The organism is Pseudomonas arabinosi (assembly GCF_047758675.1).
GTDB lineage: Bacteria > Pseudomonadota > Gammaproteobacteria > Pseudomonadales > Pseudomonadaceae > Aquipseudomonas > Aquipseudomonas arabinosi.
The window spans coordinates 6,577,103-6,595,565 of the sequence record NZ_CP180480.1; the positions used below are offsets into that span (position 1 = coordinate 6,577,103).

The following is an 18,463-nucleotide window of genomic DNA, read 5'->3' on the forward strand; positions in this document are numbered from 1 at the left end:
GGCCTACTCGACCACCAACCGAGCCAACCGCTGCTTGAGCATGCGGTTCTCGGCCCGCAGTTGCTGGACCTCTTCAAGCAGGTCCAGCGCCAGGGCGACGCCTTCCCATTCCAGCTCCAGATCGTGCCGCAGCTTGGCGGCACGCTTGGCCAGTGCCAGCTCATAATCGTTGAAACGCCAATCCTTGGGCTGCTTGCCCTGAGGTTCGAGGATGCCGTGTTCGACGATCTCGATCACGTAGACGTCCGACAGGTCGGTCGCCTCACAGAATTCTGCCATGTCCAGTTGAACGATCAGGGGGTTGCTCATGATGGGCTACTCCGTCTCTTGGATCAGAAGTTTTCTCTGGGGTTAAAAGCCGCTTTTTCCGCCAGTTCCTGCCACAACGCCTTCACCTCGTCGTCCGAGGTTTTAGGCATGACGGCCTTGAGCTGTACAAACAGATAACCACGATGACCGGCCTTGTTCAGCAAACCGTGGCCCTTGGCCCGCATGCGCTGGCCATTCTGACTGCCGGCCGGAATCTTGAGGTTGATCTTGCCTGTCAATGTAGGCACTGCCACTTCAGTACCCAATGCCAACTCCCACGGAGCCAGCGGCAAGGTAATGATCAGGTTCTCGCCTTCGACGTCGAATTTGGGGTGCGGCACAAAGCGAATGATCAGGAACAAGTCGCCATTGGCCCCGCCACCCGTGCCCGGTGCACCCTGGCCCTTGAGGCGGATGCGCTCGCCGTCGGCCACGCCGGCCGGGATCTTCACGTTCAGACTTTTGCTGGTGTTGCTGACATGCTGGCCGGCAGCGTTGTACTGCGGCACCTGGAAGGTGACCTTCTTCGATTCGTTCGAGAGGGTTTCTTCCAGAAAAATCCCGAGTTCCATTTCCACGTCTTGCCCTCGACGTCCGGCGCTACGGCCCGACTGTCCACCACCAAATCCAGGGCCACGGTTACCGAAAATCGAACTGAAGAAGTCCGAAAAATCGCCCGTATCCTGACCACCGCCGAAACCGCCTGCGCCACGCCCCTGCCAACCCGGCGGGCCCTGGAACGGTTGGCCGTGCTGGCCGTATTTGCGCAAGTCGTCGTATTCGGCCCGCTTGTCGGCGCTTTTCAGCGCTTCATAGGCTTCCGAGGCGTCCTTGAATTTGGACTCGGCGTCCTTTTCCTTGCTGACGTCCGGGTGATACTTGCGCGCCAGCTTGCGATAGGCGGCCTTGATCGTCTTATCGTCCGCGGTCGGTTCCACACCGAGAATCTTGTAATAGTCTTTGAAGTCCATCTAAGGATCACCATCCGTTATCGATATCGCGCCACTACCGGCAGCATGCGCTCATTGGCAGCCGCCAGGTTGACCGATCTCAAGATTGTGACCGGGTAGCGCATCAGAAATTTATCGGCAGCGGTGGGCAGTTCTTGCGACCGCCGAATGGCTGCCAGGGTCGATGCAGACAAGTTTGGGGCATAGGGCCAGCTTATCAAGGCGCTATTCGTGTTGATTTAGCAGATAGTCGGCCTTCGAATCTGCGCCGCACTGGCATACACTGCGCGGCCGTTTTTTAACCGGAACTCGAAAGACATGAAAAACGCATCTCCAGCCCGTGCCTGTGGTATCGACTTCGGCACGTCCAACTCCACCGTCGGCTGGCTGCGCCCCGGCATGGAAACGCTGATCGCGCTGGAGGACGACAAGATCACCCTGCCTTCGGTGGTCTTCTTCAACATGGAAGAACGCCGCCCGGTGTACGGCCGGCTGGCGCTGCACGAGTACCTGGAAGGCTATGAAGGCCGGCTGATGCGCTCGCTCAAGAGCCTGCTGGGCTCCAAGCTGATCAAGCACGACACCAGCGTCCTCGGCACGGCAATGCCGTTCAAGGACCTGCTCGGTTTGTTCATCGGCCAGTTGAAGAAGCGCGCCGAGACCGCCGCCGGTCGCGAGTTCGATGAAGTGGTGCTCGGCCGTCCGGTGTTCTTCGTCGATGACGATGAGTTGGCCGACCAGGAAGCCGAAAACACCTTGGTGGACGTGGCCCGCGCCATCGGCTTCAAGGACGTTTCGTTCCAGTACGAACCGATTGCGGCGGCCTTCGACTATGAGTCGACCATCGAAAAAGAAGAGCTGGTACTGATCGTCGACATCGGCGGTGGTACGTCAGACTTCTCGCTGGTGCGCCTGTCCCCTGAACGCCGTACCCACGACCATCGTCACGACGACATCCTCGCTACCGGCGGCGTGCACATCGGCGGGACCGATTTCGACAAGCAGCTGAGCCTGCAAGGCCTGATGCCGCTGTTTGGCTACGGCAGCCGGATGAAGAGCGGCGCCTACATGCCGACCAGCCACCACATGAACCTGGCGACCTGGCACACCATCAACTCGGTGTACTCGCAAAAGTCGACCCTGGCGCTGGGCAGCATGCGCTACGACATCGAAGACACCGGCGGCATCGATCGCCTGTTCAAGCTGATCGACCAGCGCGCCGGCCACTGGCTGGCGATGGAAGTTGAAGAAACCAAGATCCAGCTGACCCATGCCGACAGCCGCCATGTGCCGCTGGACCGCATCGAGCCGGGTTTGAGCGTGGAGTTGAGCCGGGCACTGTTCGAATCGGCCATCGACAACTTGCTGGAGCGCGTGCGCAACAGCGTTACCCAGCTGCTGAACGACGCCAACGTGCGGGTTGATCAGGTGGATACGGTGTTCTTCACCGGCGGCTCGAGCGGAATTCCGGCTCTGCGCAACAGCGTTTCGGCGATGTTGCCGAATGCGCGGCATGTGGAAGGGAACATCTTCGGCAGCATCGGCAGTGGCTTGGCGATTGAAGCGATGAAGCGCTACGGCACGATGGATTGATCCTGCTGTGATCGTTCCCACGCTCTGCGTGGGAATGCCGCCATGGACGCTCTGCGTCCGCTGTTGAAGCTGTGACGCGGAGCGTCACGGGATGCATTCCCACGCAGAGCGTGGGAACGATCGGGTGGTCGTTAAACCATTCCCACCTGCTTCAACTCACTCTTCAGGTACGCGTAATAAATCGGCCCCGCCACCACCCCCGGCAGGCCGAACGCGGCCTCGAACACCAGCATCGCCAGCAGCAACTCCCACGACTTGGCACTGATCTGCCCGCCAACGATGCGCGCGTTGAGAAAGTATTCGAGCTTGTGGATAACAATCAGGTAACCCAGCGCCGCCACGGCCACCCAGATCGACAGCGACAAGCCGACGATGGTGATCAGGGTGTTCGACATCAGGTTGCCGATCACCGGAAGCAGGCCGAGCAGGAACGTCAGCACGATCAGGGTTTTGGTCAGTGGCAGCTTGATCCCGAACATCGGCAGGACCACCGCCAGGAAAATCCCGGTAAAGAAGGTGTTGAGCAGGGAAATCTTGATCTGGGCGAACACGATGTTGCGAAACGCCTGGACCAGCAGGTGCAAGCGGTCGAACAGTGCGGCGGCCAATGGCTTGCGCTTGGTCACGTCCGGCACGCGCTGCAAGGCAATGATCGCCCCCAGCACCATGCCGATCAGCAGCGTCACAAACATGTGCGCCGCGTCCTTGCCCACCAGTTGCAAGTCGCTGAGGTGCTTGCTCACCCACTCGCCAATCGCCACGCGGAACTCGGCGGCGCTGGCGGGCAGATAGGCGTCGATGAACGGCGGCAGTTGCCCGCGCGCCCGATCAACCACACCCATGAATTTGTCGAGAGAAGCGCCGGGGTTTTCCGCTTCATGCAGCAGAAAGCTGAAGGCACCGGCAAAGATCAGCGACAACACACTGACCACCAGCGTCCCCAACAACGCCACCGCCAGCCATCGCGCACGCCGACCTTCGATCAGCCGCTGCAATTGCGGGGTGAGCATGTTGACCAGTTCGAACACCAGCAGCCCGGCCAGCAAACTCGGCAGTAATCGCAGCGGGATCACCAGCAACAAACCACCAAAGATGATGACCCAACTGACTGACAACAAGACTTGGCGTTGAGAAAACGTTGGCATACAGCCTCAAAACGAACGGCGTAAAAGGATTGGCAGTCTGCCAGCGTTCCGATGCCAGCACTAGGGATTGTGTAGGTCGACCTTAGTGGGGGTGCTGGCGACTTTTTGCAGTGAGCTTATTGGCCCCATCGCGAGCAGGCTCGCTCCCACAATGGACCTGCGTTCGCAGGACTAATGTGGGAGCGAGCTTGCTCGCGATGAGGCCCTCACACCCCCACATCTTCCAGCCCAATGTTTATTTTTTCTTCAGACAATCACTCATGAAGGTTTTGCGCGCGTCGCCTTTAAGGGCCTGAGTGGCGGCATCGGCGTTGCAGGTTTTCATTTTCTCTTGCTGAGGTGTCAGGGGTTTGGCGGCATCGGCGGCGGGTGCAGCTTTGAGGCAATTGCTCATGAAGGCTTTGCGTTCGTCTCCCTTGAGGGTTTTCGCGGTAGCGTCAGCATTGCAGGTGGTCATCTTGTTCTGTTGCTCGGTGGCGGCAAAGCCCTGGGCGCAGAACAGCAAACCGATCATCAACAAAGGGACACGCAACATCTTCATGGAGTTTTCTCCTTGTTGCCGCACTGACGAGCACGGCCTCGCTCTGGAGTGTAGACAACACCTGTTACACCTTCCTGGTCTCAAGGTGACTGCGTCGATACTGTTCCGGCGTGCACTGCGCCTGGCGTTGAAACATCGCGATAAACGCTGATCCGGTGCTGTAGCCCATGTCGAACGCGATCTCCTGGATGCTGCGATGGCTGTCCAGCGCTTCGATCGCCGCCAGAAACCTCAACCGCTGCCGCCACTCACCAAAACTCATGCCCAACTCACGCACGAACCGCCGCGCCAGGGTGCGTTCGCTGACATGGATCTGCGCAGCCCATTGCGCCAAGGGCCGGTTATCACCGGGCTCGGCCTGCAAGGCTTCGAGTATCCCGAGCAAGCCGGGGCTGCTGGCGTAGGGCAAATAGCACTCGTGGATGGGCGCCTGTTGCAGCTGATCCACCAACACCTGAGCGAGACGTTTGTCGGCTTCGTGCTCGGGAATTTTCACATCCCGGGTGGCGAAGTCTTTGAGGATCGCTTTAAGGATGTCGCTGATGGCCAGGGTGCAGGCCTGTTGCGGCAGGTCGTGGCACATCGGCGGCGCCAGGCAGACCGCGCGATAGTTGATCGGCTGATGACTGTAGAAGCTGTGCTCGGTCTGCGGCGGTACCCACACCGCGTATTGCGGCGGGGACATGAAGCGGCTGCCGCCGATTTCCATGTGCAATACGCCGTGGGCCGAATACTCCAGCGTGCCCCATGGATGACGGTGCGCCGAGGCATAACGATGCGCATCAAAGTCGGCATACCGGAAGTACACCGGGGCAGGCAGTTCGCTGAAATCCAGCAGATCGATGTGTTTACTGTTCATGCTGTCCGTCATCAGGGGCAGGTTGTCTGGATCGAAGTATAGGCTTGTATCCAGACAGTGGATAATTGCCCCTCATTAACGTTCTGGTTTTCTCTGATGCAATACGCTTATCCCCTGCTGGCCATTTTCATTTGGGCCGGCAACACCGTGATCACCAAGATGTCGGCCGGGGCGATCTTCCCCGCCGAGATCGGCTTTTACCGCTGGCTGCTTGCCGGGCTGCTGTTCACACCCTTCATGCTCAAACCGGTGATCGCCCATTGGCCAGCGATCCGCCCGAACCTGGGCAAGATCTTTGTGCTCGGCGTGCTCGGCATGGCTGTTTACCAAAGCCTGGCGTACTTCGCAGCGAGCCTGACCTCGGCCACCAACATGGGCATCATCCTGTCGCTGATGCCACTGATGTCGCTGGCCATGGCGATCATCAGCCTCGGCCAGCGCCTGACCATCGGGGCCCTGGCCGGTGCGGTGCTGTCGTTTGCGGGGGTTTTGGTGGTCGTCTCGTCCGGCAGCCTTGGCGCACTGCTGGAACATGGCGTGAACCTGGGTGACGCGATGATGCTGATCGCCACCCTGGCCTACGCGATCTACAGCACGCTGCTGAAAAAGTGGCAGCTGCGTTTGCCGCCGCTGGTGTTGCTGTACTTGCAGGTATGGGTGGCGGTGGCGGTGCTGTTTCCGCTGTTCCTCGCTTCACCGAAGATCGGCCCGACGCTGCAGAACATTCCGCTGGTGCTTTATGCCTGCCTGCTGGCCTCGATGGTTGCGCCATTGGCGTGGATGCAGGCCGTGGTGCGCCTGGGCCCGAGCCGGACCACGTTGTTTTTCAATCTGCTGCCGTTGATTACTGCGCTGATTGCGGCGGTGGTGCTGCATGAGCAGTTGGCGATGTATCACCTGGTGGGCGGGATGTTGACGTTGGGTGGGGTGATTCTTTCGGAGCGCTGGACCACCGTGTTGGGCCGTAAGACTTGCGTCGTTTGATCTGACGCTTTCGCGAGCAAGCCCGCTCCCACATTTTGGAATGCATTCCCCTGTGGGAGCGGGCTTGCTCCGGGCGGCGTTCCGACGAAGAACGATGACACGGTCTAATTGGCGGCTAAACCCCGGCGGCTTTCAATCGGGCAGCGTGCTCGACAAACAACCGCACCGGCTCCGCGCCCTTCCCCACCAGCCCCAACGACTGATTGACGATGTCGAAGTGATCCATCGGATACTCGTCACCAATCACTGTCCCCAGATGCGAGCTGTAACGTCCGACCATCCCGTCGCAATGCCCGACCTCCCGAACGAAGGTTCTGGCAAACAACCGACAACTGCGGTTGGTCCCATCAAACAGGTTTCGCCCGCGATCGGTCTTGCCCGGCTGCAAGGTCCCGGACCAGGAGTAATACCGCACGCCGTTGACCTCTTCCGGCCCATGTCCGCCCCAGGTTTCAGGCAAGCCCTGTGGATAACGCTGGTTGAACAGCGCCACGCCTTCCGTCGTCAGTGAATGATGGGAGGCATGGATATCCACCGGTAATTTCGGTCCGCGATAACCGGTTTCCAGCAGGCTCATCAGCGCACTGATCCAGCGCAGCAAAACGCTGAGCAAACGCCCCTTGGCGCTGTCTCCCGGGTAGTGTTTATGCAGGTAATCCGCCAACTCCGAGCCGTGATTGGGCCCGGCCACCGAGGTGACCGAGGCGACCCGATCCGGGCGTTTGGCCGCGGCATAGCGGGCGGTCAGCGCCCCTTGGCTGTGGCCGATCAGGTTGACTTTCTCGGCCCCGGTTTCCCGCAGGATTTCCTCGATTCGCGCCAGCAGTTGCTCGCCGCGCACTTCGCAGGAGTTGATCGGTGAGACCTGCACCGCAATCACCGTCGCCCCACCCCGGCGCAACGCCGAGATGATCCCGTACCAATACGGATAGAGCAGCAGACGGATAAACCCGAGCATTCCCGGGACCAGCACCAACGGGTAACGCGTGGCGGAACCTTGCGACATGGGCGAACGTCCTTGTGATCGGTGAGGTGACGCCAGGCTGAATGCAAGACATCAGCCAAGCATCGGCATCGAAGATGACAACTCGACGACCAGTCTATGACATTGCGCCCTACTTCAGCCCCACCACCCCCGCCACGATCAATCCGACCGACACCAGTTTGACCGCCGTCAGGCTTTCACCGAGCAACGCAAACCCGAGAAACACCGTGCCCAGTGAGCCGATGGCGGTCCAGATCGGGTAAGCGATGCTCACCGGCAACTCGCGCATGGCCAGGGTCAGGAAGTAGATCCCGCCCACCGCAGCCACCACGGTGATCATCGACGGCCAGAGCCGGGTGAAGCCCTCGGCGTACTTCATGCCCATGGCGAAGGTGACTTCGAAGCCGGCGGCAATCAGCAAAAACAGCCAGGCCATCTAGAACTCCCTGGCCAGCGCCAGCAAACGCTGCTCGGCCTCGGCGGCGGAGATCTGGAAGGTGCGCGCCTCGGACTCTTCACCTTCGGCGGCCACGACCGTGATGTCGGTGATGCCGATGAACCCCAACGCCGTTCGCAACAACGGATCGGCATGGTTCATCGCCTCAAGTTCTCCACCGGGCCCGAAACCGAACCCGCCGCGACTGGTGACGATCAACGCCTTTTTGCCCTGCACCAGCGGCTCGTATTGAGCGACGCCATTGTCCAGGGTGTGATTGAAGGTCAACCCCAACCGCACAATCTGATCGATCCAGGCCTTGAGGCCGCTGGGCACGCTGAAGTTGTGCATCGGCGTGGAGATCACCAACAAATCGTGACCGAGTAACTCGCCCACCAGTTCATCGCTGAACGCCAGGTCGGCCTGCATCGACAGCGGTCTCGCATCGGGCTCGGGGTAAAACGCGGCGGCCACAAAAGCCTCGTTGACCGGCGGAATCAACGCTCGACCGACTTCGCGACGGGTCAGGTGCGAACGCGGATTGGCCGCTTGCCAGGCTGAAAGAAACACCTCGGCCAAGCGCCGGGAGTGAGAACGGTCGCCACGGGGGCTGGCATGCACGGCAAGAATTGTGCTCATCTGAATCTCCTGAAGGACTAAACTCAAACTGCTTGTGGCTTGCAGCTTGAAGCGCGTAGCCGCCCCTCTTCAAATGAACAAAAATCAGTCTGGATGAATTGATTTCATCCATGGAGTTTTCAATGTTTGCCTCGCTGCCGCTGACCGCCCTGCGCGCCTTTGAATCCGCCTCGCGCCTGCTGAGCTTCAAGGCTGCCGCCGAAGAACTCTCGGTGACGCCGACAGCGGTTTCCCATCAGATCCGCTCGCTGGAGACCTGGCTCGGTGTGCCGCTGTTCGAACGACTGCCACGGCAAGTTCGCCTGACGGACTGCGGTGAACGGTTGTTCCACAGCTTGCACGGTGCCTTGCTGGAAGTGGCGCAAAGCGTCGATACCTTGCGCCCGCAACGCAGCGGCGCGAGCCTGACGATCTCCACGACCGCGGCTTTCGCCGCGTTGTGGCTGGTGCCGCGGCTGGGCCGGTTCTACGCCCGGCACCCGAACATCAGCCTGCGGCTCGATACCCATTGCGAAGTCATCGATTTGCATCAGGACGCCAGCGTCGATCTGGTCGTGCGCTATAGCCTCGATGATTACCCGAATCTTTATGGCCTGTGTCTGTTCGATGAATCCTTCGGCGTCTATGGTTCGCCGGAGCAAGTCGCCCTGGCCGCCAGCCGAGTGCCAACGCTGATCAGCGTGCGCTGGCACAACTCCAAACTGTACGCCCACGGCTGGGAAGCCTGGTGCGCACAGTCCGGCGAGACCTGGCTCCCGGGGAAGCCAGCAATCCGTGAATACGACGAAGAGCATTACGCCCTGCAAGCGGCGATTGCTGGGCAAGGCCTGGTGCTGGCGAGCAACATTCTGGTGTCCGAGAGCGTGGCCAGTGGTTTGCTGGTGGCTTACAAGGGGAAGGTTCAGGTCGATGGTGCCGGTTACGCTGCACTGTGCGTTCCGGGGCGCGAACGGCATCCGCCGGTCCGGGCGTTTTTTACGTGGTTGCAGGAGGAAGCTGCGTTGTCTGGGCTATTGCCAAAATCGCGGCCTACGGGAGAACGTATTCCAAGGTGAGACATCCTGAAAAATATGTAGCGCCTGCTGAACCGCCATCGTCGGATCGTCGCCCGGAACAAGCTCGCTCCCACAGGAGATCACTGTACCTGTGGGAGCGAGCTTGCTCGCGATGGCGTCATAACAGACACCAACTAATTACTTGGTTGGTTTGACGGTCACGGGCGCCTTGCCGGCCTTCATCTGCTCCAGTAACGGAGCGCACTGATTCGGTTCGCCACCGCTCGGCGCCACCAGCGCCAGCAACCCCGCCGCCGGTGCGGCAATCACACCCAACGCCACCATCCCCGCCCCGCGCAGTATCAGCGGCACAGCCTTCACACCCGCATCAGGCTTGATGAACTTGCCCCGCACGTACAACGGCGAACGCAGCGAGATCAACCGCCAGCCCTTGGATTCCGGGGTGATGGTCAGGTCCAGTTGCTCAGTCGCCATGTTGGCAGTGCCATCAATGTAGATAATCGCGTTTTCAGTATCGAAGACGAACAGACGCGTGGTCGCCAGTCCCGTCTTGATATCGAAGTCGGCGGCAGCGCAGTTGATCTTCACTTCCTTGTCGCCAAAGATTCTGCCAACCACATAGTTGCCGACGTTGAGCCCGGCCAGCTCCATCAACTCGCGGCTGATGGCGCCGTCGTTGATCAGCATTTTCAGATTGCCATTGGCGCTGCCCAGCAGTTTGGCCACCGAGTTGCCACGACCGGTGATGTCGGCATCGCCATTGAGCTCGCCGAAACTGGTTTTCATCGGCTCAAAGGTCGGGAACAACTGCTTGAGTTTGAACTTGCGTGCGGTGAGCTTGGCCCGGCCTTCCAACGGTTCGGTTCGGCCATTGAGTCGTATCTGAGCCTCCAGGTTGCCGCCGGCCACGCCGAAGCGCAGAGGTTCAAGGCTGAGCACGCCGTCAGTGAGTATCAGGTGGGTGTAGAGATCGTTGAACGGCAGTTTTTCGCTGTGGACGATGCGCTTACCAGTGAACTCGACGTCAGCGTCCATATCGCGCCAGCGCTCGGTTTTGAACTCTTCGACCGGCAATACCTTGTCTGCTGGCTGCTTGCTTTCGCCGCCACGGGCCTTTTGCTTGGCGTTGGAATCGGCACCGATCAGCGGGGCCAGGTCGGCAAACAGCAGTTGATTGGAAACCAGCGATCCGCTCAGCTTCGGACGCGGTTGGCTGGCGACATAGGCCAGGCTGCCATGGATGTCGCTCTGACCGATCTTGCCGTTGAATTCTTCGTAACGGAAAACCGCGCCGTCCGCTTCATGCAGCTTGGCGATCAAATGCCCGTCCGTCTCGTACGGCGGTGTGTCCGGCAGGGTCACGCCGGTCAGCGGGTAGAGATTGCCCAGGCTGGCGCCGGCCAGTTTCAGGCGCAAATCCAGAGCGCCGAGGTTCAGTGGATCGGTAAGGGTGCCGGCCAGTTCGACGCTGGTGTCAGCGATTTTCACTTGTGCCTGAAGCGGGAACGGTCTGGCCGCGTCCTGCAAGGCCAGCAGGCCGCCGATCTTGCCTTCGCCCGCGAGTTTCTGGTCGTGGTATTGGCCTTTGACCTTCAGTGCGAACGCGTAATCCTGCGGCGCAGCGCCCTTCTCCGACGCGGTTTTCGCGGCTTTGTCACCGACGATGTCACTGAACGGTATCGGTTTGCCCAACGGGTCGATGATCAAGTCGAGCTGAGTCTTCAGGCTCTGGTCGTCGAGGATAACGTGGCCTTTGTCGAAGCCGATCGCACCGATGTCCACCACCCAGCTTGAAGGCTCTGCGTTCGGGTCTTTCGGATCGAATTTGAAGGTCCAGTTGGCGCGACCATCGGCAAGGCGCTGGAGGTCGGCATTCGGTTCGGTCAGGTCAACACGCGGGATCACCACGCGCTGAGCCAACAAGGCCAAGGGCGAGATGCGCAACTCGACACGCTTGAGGGTGACCATCTGCGGCTTCTTCGACCAGTCCGGGTTCCCCAGGCTCAGGTCCTCCGCCACGACATGCGGCCACGGCACCCACGCGCGCCAACCGCCCTCATCGGGTTCGCGCTGCCAGACCACCGCAAGGTTGCCGTTGATGGCGAACGGGCGATGCAGCTCTTCGGAAACTTTGGCGTTAAGCGGTGGTTTGATCCGGTTCCAATCGAAGAACGCGATGATCAGAACCAGTACGGCCAGCAGGACAACAAGGCTGGCGAGGGTCCAGACAAAAACTTTACGAGTGCGCGTCATTGCACAGGGCTCCTGATACGACTGAGCGCCCTGACTGCGACGCACGCTTGAAACGTTAGGCCAGAACCGGCCTGCCATGGAGTCTAGGACTTGGAAATGGCGCGCAGGTTTAACCGAAATGCCGCTTAACGTTCAAATAATCGGTCGGCGTCACATTGCGCCCTCAAATCAGCGTTACCGCCCCCGCACTTTTGCAAGGCGCAAGTGAGTCGAAAATACCCACTCCAGTGCAAAAACGTCCGCCGGAAACGCCCGATTTAGAGCGGCTCAACGGAACAATCAATTCCGTTGATTATTACCATTGCGTTTATGAACTTTTATATCGACTTATCGAGAGTAGCATTGCCCTCGTACCCACTTTATCGCCCTCCCACGGAGCACCCAATCATGAAACGCCAATTACTGCTTAGCCTTACCCTTTCAATGCTGGCCAGCACTGCTTTTGCCCTGCCGGCTGCTGACCAGGCCACGCCGCAAGTGAAATCCACCCACTCGGTGTTCAGCCAAACCGTCGCCGAAGGTGGTAATGATCGCCTGAAAGAAAAAGGCCTGATCACCCAGGATGGCTCGGACCGCACTCCACAAGGTCAAACCCTGGCTGCTGATGGTTCTGATCGCACTCCACAGGGCCAAACCCTGGCTGCTGACGGTTCTGATCGCACTCCACAGGGCCAAACCCTGGCTGCTGACGGTTCTGATCGCACTCCACAGGGTCAAACCCTGGCTGCTGACGGTTCCGATCGCACTCCACAAGGTCAAACCTTGGCTGCTGACGGTTCCGATCGCACTCCACAAGGTCAAACCCTGGCTGCTGATGGTTCCGATCGCACCCCACAAGGTCAAACTCTCGCTGCTGATGGTTCCGATCGCACTCCACAAGGTCAAACCCTGGCTGCTGATGGTTCCGATCGCACCCCACAAGGTCAAACCCTCGCTGAAGGTGGTGGTGACCGTGTCATCGAACGCAACAGCGCTTTGAGCTGAGCCCATGGTGGCCCTGAAAAAAAGCCCAATCCCCGGATTGGGCTTTTGACGTTTTAGATGCCTCACTTCCCCGCTTGATCCTCCGATAGTCATTCGACGCCGGCAAAGCCGATTTGCTAGAGTGCGCCGCTGACTTATCCAGAAAACACCCTTGCGATGCTGCCCCGCGCCGAACAGAAACAACAGACCCGCAACGCCCTGATGGACGCTGCCCGCCACTTGATGGAATGCGGCCGAGGATTCGGCAGCCTGAGCCTGCGCGAAGTCGCTAGAACCGCCGGGATCGTGCCCACCGGTTTCTACCGGCATTTCGCCGATATGGATGAACTGGGACTGGTGCTGGTGAGTGAAGTCGGTCAAACCTTCCGCGAAACCATTCGCCTGGTGCGCCACAACGAGTTCGTCATGGGCGGCATCATCGACGCCTCGGTGCGGATCTTTCTCGACGTGGTCACGGCCAATCGATCGCAGTTCCTGTTTCTCGCTCGCGAGCAGTACGGCGGTTCGCTGCCAGTGCGGCTGGCCATCGGCCGTTTGCGCGAAGATATCAGCTCGGACCTGGCGGCCGACTTGTCCTTGATGCCGAAACTGCAGCACCTGGACATCGCCGGCCTGAGCGTCATGGCTGATCTGATTGTTAAAAGCGTGTTCGCAACCTTGCCGGACATCATTGATCCGCCGGCACAGGCGCTGCCCGAGCATCTGACGCCGCAGGCGAAAATCACCCAGCAATTACGCTTTATCTTTATTGGCCTCAAACACTGGCAAGGCTTGGGCAGCACCGAATAACCCTGTGGGAGCGAGCTTGCTCGCGATAGCGTCAGTGCAGCCAGCATTTGAGGTGACTGACATTCCGCTATCGCGAGCAAGCTCGCTCCCACAAAAAACCAATCAACGCATCAATTCGGTGCGACTCAAACATCCACGCACCACCTCCGCTCAAAATTCTGCGACATCCAGAAATACCCACTGAGCTCCGACAGGCATTTCCTACGTATCACCCGATTGGCAAGCCCCTTGCTCTAGCCTAAGCATTGTCCATTGCTGGAAGCCTTCCGATGCTGGTGATTCATCGCAGAATCGACCCTCAACCCGTCTGGGCCGCCGAGTTGCACCTGACCTTCGAAGCCCGGAGCAAAAGCCGTTTGCGCTGTTTCAGTGCCGAGGGTGAAGACGTCGGGTTGTTTTTGGAGCGCGGCCAGCCACCGCTGTACGACGGCGAGTGCCTGCAAGCTGAAGACGGGCGCATCGTGCGCGTCTGCGCCCGGGCCGAACAACTGCTGCACGTCACCTGCGCCAATGCTTTCGAACTGACCCGCGCGGCCTATCACCTCGGCAACCGCCACGTCGCCCTGCAAGTGGGCGATGGCTGGTTGCGCCTGCTCGACGACTACGTGCTCAAGGCCATGCTCGAACAGCTTGATGCCAGGGTCGAGAACATCGAAGCACCGTTCCAGCCGGAACACGGCGCCTATGGCGGTGGCCATCACCATTCACGCCACGGCGACGAAGACTTTAACTACCCGCCGAAACTGCACCAATTCGGCGTGCGGCTATGAACCCAGCCTGGGCGCTGTTGCGCCTGGCCAGTCCGCAGTTGCCGATTGGCGGCTACAGCTATTCCCAAGGCCTGGAAATGGCTGTGGATAACGGCCGGGTGAATGATCCTGACAGCGCCCGTCGCTGGATCAGCGATCAGTTGCTGCTGAACCTGGCGCGTTTCGAAGCGCCGCTATTGCTCGCCCATTGCGTGGCCGCGGCAGAAGAAAACTGGGGCGAATTGCTGCAACGCTGCGAAGAACATCGCGCCAGCCGGGAAACCCGCGAGCTGCATCAGGAGAGCCGGCAGATGGGCTATTCGTTGCAGCAACTGCTCAACGGATTGCCTGAGCTTGATGCGCCGGCCCGCGCCTTTCTTGAACAACGCCCCGAGCCGCACCTGGCCCTCGGCTGGGCACTGGCCGCTCGCGCTTGGAGCATCAGCCCGCAGGACGCGCTGGCGGCGTGGCTCTGGAGTTGGCTGGAAAACCAATTGGCCGTGTTGATGAAAACCCTGCCGTTGGGCCAACAAGCCGCTCAACGCCTGACCAGCCAGTTGCTTCCGCTGCTGCAAGAGGCTCAGCAGAACGCCACCCGAATCAATCCCGAACACTATGGCAGCGCTGCTTTCGGCCTGTCCCTGGCGTGCATGGCCCATGAGCGCCAGTACAGCCGTCTGTTCCGTTCCTAGGGCCTTTTTTTTGGGCCTGTTATTTTGGAGAAGCACATGAACACACAACCTCTGCGCGTCGGCATCGGCGGCCCGGTCGGTTCCGGCAAAACTGCCCTGACTTTGGCCCTGTGCCTGGCGCTGCGCGATCGCTACAACCTGGCGGTAGTCACTAACGACATCTACACCCGCGAAGACGCCGACTTTCTGGTGCGCAACGAAGCCCTGGCGCCGGAGAGGATCATCGGCGTGGAAACCGGCGGCTGCCCGCACACGGCGATCCGCGAAGACGCTTCGATCAACCTCGAAGCCGTGGACCAACTGAACCGCCGCTTTCCGGGGCTTGACCTGATCCTTGTGGAATCCGGTGGTGACAACCTGTCTGCCACCTTCAGCCCTGAACTGTCTGACCTGACCATCTACGTGATCGACGTCTCCGCCGGCGACAAACTGCCGCGCAAGGGCGGCCCGGGGATCTGCAAATCGGACCTGCTGGTGATCAACAAAATCGACCTCGCCCCATTGGTGGGTGCGTCGCTGGAATTGATGGACAGCGACACCAAGCGCATGCGCAACGGCAAACCGTTCGTTTTCAGCAACCAGAAAACCGGCCTCGGCCTGGAAGAAATCATCGCCTTCATCGAACGCCAGGGCCTGCTGACAGCGGCGTGAACACGATTAACTTTTATCAACAAGGAAGCTTATCCATGACACTTAAACGCATTCTGGGCGCCATGGCCCTGCTGCTGACCCCGGCCATCGCCTTCGCCCACCCGGGGCATGGCGACAACGGTTTGATCGCCGGCATCAGCCACCCGATCGGAGGCCTCGATCACTTGCTGGCAATGGTTGCGGTCGGTTTGTGGGCTGCGCAGCAGAAAGGCGCTGCACGTTGGGCGCTGCCGTGCACATTCGTCGGCATCATGCTGATCGGCGGGTTGCTGGGGTTTGAAGGGCTGAACCTGCCGGCGCTGGAAAGCGGGATTGCGGCGTCGGTGCTGGCGTTGGGTCTGGCGGTGGCTTTGGCAGTGCGTCCGCCGTTGAGCCTCGCCGTGGCGGCAACCGCGTTGTTTGCGCTGTTCCACGGAGTGGCGCATGGTCTGGAGTTGCCGCAGATGTCCAGCCCTTGGGCGTATGCGGCGGGTTTTGTAGCGGCGACGGCTGCGTTGCATGGATTGGGTTACGCCGTGGTGCGGGTGTTGCCGCAAGCGGCGGCGCCGTTGGTTCGACTGGCGGGTGCGGCCTCGGCGGCGACAGGCGTGTGGTTGTTGGCGAGCTAAGCCGACCATGATCGTTCCCACGCTCTGCGTGGGAATGCAGCCCGGGACGCTCCGCGTCCCTTTCGAAGCGGACGCGGAGCGTCCAATGAGGCATTCCCACGCAGAGCGTGGGAACGATCGACGCGTTCTCTCTGCTAACATGTCGCGCAATCAACCCTGCCGTGACGACGCCAGCCAATGCCGCCTGTTTCCCGCTCCGCCTCCCAGCCTGAATTGACCGCTCTGTTTGCTTCGGTGCAACAGCATTTCCAGGACGTGATCGTGCCGCTCTGGCAAGGCCCCGGCTGGAATGCCGACATGGCGCTGCCCTATGAGGCGCTGGACGCCGAGCACCAACCGCTGCCGCCTCAACGCTATCGCGCCATGGCCTGCGCGCGGCAGCTTTACCTGTTTTCCAGCCTGATCGGCCAGGTACCGGCCGCCGAAGAGCGCGCCGCCGCGCTGTTCCGTTCCCTGCAGCAGCATTTCCACGACGCCGAGCATGGCGGCTGGTTCTACAGCGTCGACCCGCAGGGTGCGCCGCTGGATCAGCGCAAAGACCTCTACACCCACGCCTTCATCCTGTTCGCCTGCGCCCAATACTGGGACAAAGTCCGCGAGCCGCTGGTGGAATCAGTGCTCAACGCCGTACTGGAAGTGGTCGGGCAGCGCTTCGCCACGGGCGACGGCCTGTACGAAGCCAGCCTCGACCGTGACTGGTCCTCGCTCGAATCCGGGCCGCTGCAAAATCCCCTGATGCACTTGGCCGAAGCCTTCCTCGTCACGCTGTCGGTGCGCAAAGACGTCGCCGTGCAAGACGCGCTCGTCGAGTTATGCACAGCGATGCAGAAGCGCTTTATCGACCCGCAACACAGTGTGTTGATGGAAAAGCCGCTGGGCGCTGTGGATAACTGGTTTGAACCTGGGCATCAGTTCGAGTGGTATTTCCTGCTGGAATCGTCTTCGTTGCTGCGCGGTTCGACACTCCACGCTTCTCTGGAACGCGCCTTTGCGTTCACCGAACAACTGGGCGTCGATCAACAGACCGGTGCGGTGCGGGCCATGCTTGACCTGAAGCCGGACAGCCCACCTCGGGACGCTACGCAGCGAATCTGGGCTCAGGCTGAATACCTGCGCGCCCTGACCTTGCGGCCACACAGCGAGGCTGCGGTGCTGCGCCAATTGCAGGCGTTGCAGCAGCGCTCTCTGCATGCGGGTGGCTGGTATGAGTGTCGTGATGAGAACGGTGATGTGACACGTCGGGACATGCCGTCGACCACGCCTTATCACTTGGCAACCTGCTATCGCGGATTAGCCGATTATCTGCGCTGATTGATAGATCGACTTCGCGGGCAAGTCGGGTCGCCGCACCGCTCGCTCCTACAGGTTTTGTGTTGTTCGCATCATCGCAAATCAACACAAAACCTGTGGGAGCGAGCTTGCTCGCGATGGCCGTTACGCGGTCTTAAGCCTTGGCATTGCGCTCAATCGCAAACCCGCTCCACGTCTGGCTCACCGGCATCAGCTCCAAACTGTTGATGTTGATGTGCGCCGGGGCATTGAGCACCCAGAAAATGGTGTCGGCAATGTCTTGCGGCTGGATCGGCTCGGCACCGGCGTAGGTCGCGTTGTAACGCTCCTGGTCACCAGCGAAACGCACCAGTGAGAACTCGCTTTCGCACAGGCCCGGCTCGATATTGCTGACGCGCACGCCTGTACCTTGCAGGTCGCAGCGCAGGTTCAGGGAGAACTGTTTGACGAACGCCTTGCTCGCGCCATACACGTGGCTGCCCGGGTACGGGTAGTTGCCGGCGATGGAACCAAGGTTGACGATGCCGGCGCCACGACCGTGAGCGATCAGGCGGGGCAACAACAGACGAGTGCTGTACATCAGGCCTTTGATGTTGGTGTCGACCATGGTGTCCCAATCGTCGAGGTCACACTTGGGCGCCGGGTCAACACCCAGGGCCAGCCCGGCATTGTTGATCAGACCGCGCAGTTTGGCGAAGGACGGCGGCAGGTTGGCGATTGCCTCCTCCATGGCCTTGCGATCACGCACGTCGAGCACCAGGCCATGAACCTCGGTCTGCTTCGACAACTCGGCACACAGCGCATTGAGGCGTTCTTCACGACGGCCGGTCAGCACCAGTTTCCAGCCGGCTTCGGCAAAACGACGGGCGCAGGCTTCACCAAAACCGGAGGTCGCGCCGGTAATAAACAGGGTGTTGGACATCGTGTTCTCCTTGCTTCGGCTGATCGACAGCCACTGGAATAGAAAATCAGCAGGCAGCATGCCCGGCC

General features: G+C 60.3%; 20 protein-coding genes. 10 read left to right on the forward strand and 10 right to left on the reverse strand.

Features of this window, described 5'->3' with window-relative positions:
* Nucleotides 1-3: 3 nt before the first annotated feature.
* Nucleotides 4-309 carry a chaperone modulator CbpM gene (locus ACMXYJ_RS30550; protein ID WP_415758121.1) on the reverse strand — a complete coding sequence of 102 codons (306 nt, stop codon included), beginning with the start codon at nucleotides 307-309 and terminating at the stop codon, nucleotides 4-6.
* A gap of 23 nt (nucleotides 310-332) precedes the next feature.
* Nucleotides 333-1,280, reverse strand: a complete 948-nt coding sequence (locus tag ACMXYJ_RS30555) for a DnaJ C-terminal domain-containing protein (RefSeq protein WP_415758122.1) — start codon at nucleotides 1,278-1,280, stop codon at nucleotides 333-335.
* A 297-nt stretch (nucleotides 1,281-1,577) separates the two neighbouring features.
* On the opposite strand from ACMXYJ_RS30555, the gene ACMXYJ_RS30560 reads away from it, so the two are divergent.
* Nucleotides 1,578-2,852: an Hsp70 family protein gene (locus ACMXYJ_RS30560; RefSeq protein ID WP_415758123.1), complete on the forward strand. Its 1,275-nt coding sequence runs from the start codon at nucleotides 1,578-1,580 to the stop codon at nucleotides 2,850-2,852.
* Between the two features lie 131 nt (nucleotides 2,853-2,983).
* On the opposite strand, the gene ACMXYJ_RS30565 is transcribed toward ACMXYJ_RS30560, so the two are convergent.
* From ACMXYJ_RS30565 to ACMXYJ_RS30575, 3 genes are all read right to left on the reverse strand, one after another.
* Nucleotides 2,984-3,997 (reverse strand): AI-2E family transporter, encoded by a 1,014-nt coding sequence (locus ACMXYJ_RS30565; RefSeq protein ID WP_415758124.1) that lies wholly within the window; start codon nucleotides 3,995-3,997, stop codon nucleotides 2,984-2,986.
* 235 nt (nucleotides 3,998-4,232) lie between these two features.
* Nucleotides 4,233-4,538: a PsiF family protein gene (locus ACMXYJ_RS30570; protein WP_223433694.1), complete on the reverse strand. Its 306-nt coding sequence runs from the start codon at nucleotides 4,536-4,538 to the stop codon at nucleotides 4,233-4,235.
* Nucleotides 4,539-4,602: 64 nt separating this feature from the next.
* The gene (locus ACMXYJ_RS30575) at nucleotides 4,603-5,397 is read right to left on the reverse strand and encodes an AraC family transcriptional regulator (RefSeq protein ID WP_415758125.1); all 795 of its coding nucleotides are present in this window, start codon (nucleotides 5,395-5,397) and stop codon (nucleotides 4,603-4,605) included.
* A 96-nt stretch (nucleotides 5,398-5,493) separates the two neighbouring features.
* On the opposite strand from ACMXYJ_RS30575, the gene ACMXYJ_RS30580 reads away from it, so the two are divergent.
* On the forward strand, nucleotides 5,494-6,381 hold the full coding sequence (locus ACMXYJ_RS30580; RefSeq protein WP_415758126.1) for a DMT family transporter: 888 nt from the start codon (nucleotides 5,494-5,496) through the stop codon (nucleotides 6,379-6,381).
* 115 nt (nucleotides 6,382-6,496) lie between these two features.
* Here the strand turns inward: ACMXYJ_RS30580 and ACMXYJ_RS30585 are convergent, their stop codons facing one another.
* From ACMXYJ_RS30585 to ACMXYJ_RS30595, 3 genes are all read right to left on the reverse strand, one after another.
* Nucleotides 6,497-7,387, reverse strand: a complete 891-nt coding sequence (locus ACMXYJ_RS30585; RefSeq protein WP_415758127.1) for an alpha/beta fold hydrolase — start codon at nucleotides 7,385-7,387, stop codon at nucleotides 6,497-6,499.
* A 109-nt stretch (nucleotides 7,388-7,496) separates the two neighbouring features.
* On the reverse strand, nucleotides 7,497-7,802 hold the full coding sequence (locus ACMXYJ_RS30590) for a DMT family transporter (protein ID WP_008157366.1): 306 nt from the start codon (nucleotides 7,800-7,802) through the stop codon (nucleotides 7,497-7,499).
* Complete coding sequence (locus ACMXYJ_RS30595; RefSeq protein WP_415758128.1) at nucleotides 7,803-8,441, reverse strand: FMN-dependent NADH-azoreductase; 639 nt, start codon at nucleotides 8,439-8,441, stop codon at nucleotides 7,803-7,805. It lies immediately after the preceding gene.
* 110 nt (nucleotides 8,442-8,551) lie between these two features.
* Here ACMXYJ_RS30595 and ACMXYJ_RS30600 point away from each other — a divergent pair, with 110 nt between their 5' ends.
* Nucleotides 8,552-9,496 carry a LysR substrate-binding domain-containing protein gene (locus ACMXYJ_RS30600; protein WP_415758129.1) on the forward strand — a complete coding sequence of 315 codons (945 nt, stop codon included), beginning with the start codon at nucleotides 8,552-8,554 and terminating at the stop codon, nucleotides 9,494-9,496.
* Nucleotides 9,497-9,634: 138 nt separating this feature from the next.
* Here the strand turns inward: ACMXYJ_RS30600 and ACMXYJ_RS30605 are convergent, their stop codons facing one another.
* Nucleotides 9,635-11,710, reverse strand: a complete 2,076-nt coding sequence (locus tag ACMXYJ_RS30605; protein WP_415758130.1) for an AsmA family protein — start codon at nucleotides 11,708-11,710, stop codon at nucleotides 9,635-9,637.
* Between the two features lie 387 nt (nucleotides 11,711-12,097).
* Here ACMXYJ_RS30605 and ACMXYJ_RS30610 point away from each other — a divergent pair, with 387 nt between their 5' ends.
* The 7 genes from ACMXYJ_RS30610 (at nucleotide 12,098) to ACMXYJ_RS30640 (ending at nucleotide 17,494) form a co-directional block, all read left to right on the forward strand.
* Nucleotides 12,098-12,694 carry a hypothetical protein gene (locus tag ACMXYJ_RS30610; protein ID WP_201183752.1) on the forward strand — a complete coding sequence of 199 codons (597 nt, stop codon included), beginning with the start codon at nucleotides 12,098-12,100 and terminating at the stop codon, nucleotides 12,692-12,694.
* Between the two features lie 156 nt (nucleotides 12,695-12,850).
* Complete coding sequence (locus ACMXYJ_RS30615) at nucleotides 12,851-13,483, forward strand: TetR family transcriptional regulator (protein WP_046044801.1); 633 nt, start codon at nucleotides 12,851-12,853, stop codon at nucleotides 13,481-13,483.
* A gap of 269 nt (nucleotides 13,484-13,752) precedes the next feature.
* The gene (ureE, locus tag ACMXYJ_RS30620; protein WP_415758131.1) at nucleotides 13,753-14,253 is read left to right on the forward strand and encodes an urease accessory protein UreE; all 501 of its coding nucleotides are present in this window, start codon (nucleotides 13,753-13,755) and stop codon (nucleotides 14,251-14,253) included.
* Nucleotides 14,250-14,924 (forward strand): urease accessory protein UreF, encoded by a 675-nt coding sequence (locus ACMXYJ_RS30625; RefSeq protein WP_415758132.1) that lies wholly within the window; start codon nucleotides 14,250-14,252, stop codon nucleotides 14,922-14,924. Before ureE ends, ACMXYJ_RS30625 begins: the two co-directional genes overlap by 4 nt.
* Before the next feature lie 36 nt (nucleotides 14,925-14,960).
* Nucleotides 14,961-15,575, forward strand: a complete 615-nt coding sequence (ureG, locus tag ACMXYJ_RS30630; protein WP_008157381.1) for an urease accessory protein UreG — start codon at nucleotides 14,961-14,963, stop codon at nucleotides 15,573-15,575.
* Between the two features lie 35 nt (nucleotides 15,576-15,610).
* Nucleotides 15,611-16,183 carry a HupE/UreJ family protein gene (locus tag ACMXYJ_RS30635; RefSeq protein ID WP_415758133.1) on the forward strand — a complete coding sequence of 191 codons (573 nt, stop codon included), beginning with the start codon at nucleotides 15,611-15,613 and terminating at the stop codon, nucleotides 16,181-16,183.
* 177 nt (nucleotides 16,184-16,360) lie between these two features.
* Nucleotides 16,361-17,494 carry an AGE family epimerase/isomerase gene (locus tag ACMXYJ_RS30640; protein WP_415758134.1) on the forward strand — a complete coding sequence of 378 codons (1,134 nt, stop codon included), beginning with the start codon at nucleotides 16,361-16,363 and terminating at the stop codon, nucleotides 17,492-17,494.
* A 133-nt stretch (nucleotides 17,495-17,627) separates the two neighbouring features.
* On the opposite strand, the gene ACMXYJ_RS30645 is transcribed toward ACMXYJ_RS30640, so the two are convergent.
* Nucleotides 17,628-18,395, reverse strand: coding sequence for an SDR family oxidoreductase (locus ACMXYJ_RS30645; RefSeq protein WP_056746308.1), 768 nt, complete (start codon nucleotides 18,393-18,395; stop codon nucleotides 17,628-17,630).
* Nucleotides 18,396-18,463: the final 68 nt, after the last annotated feature.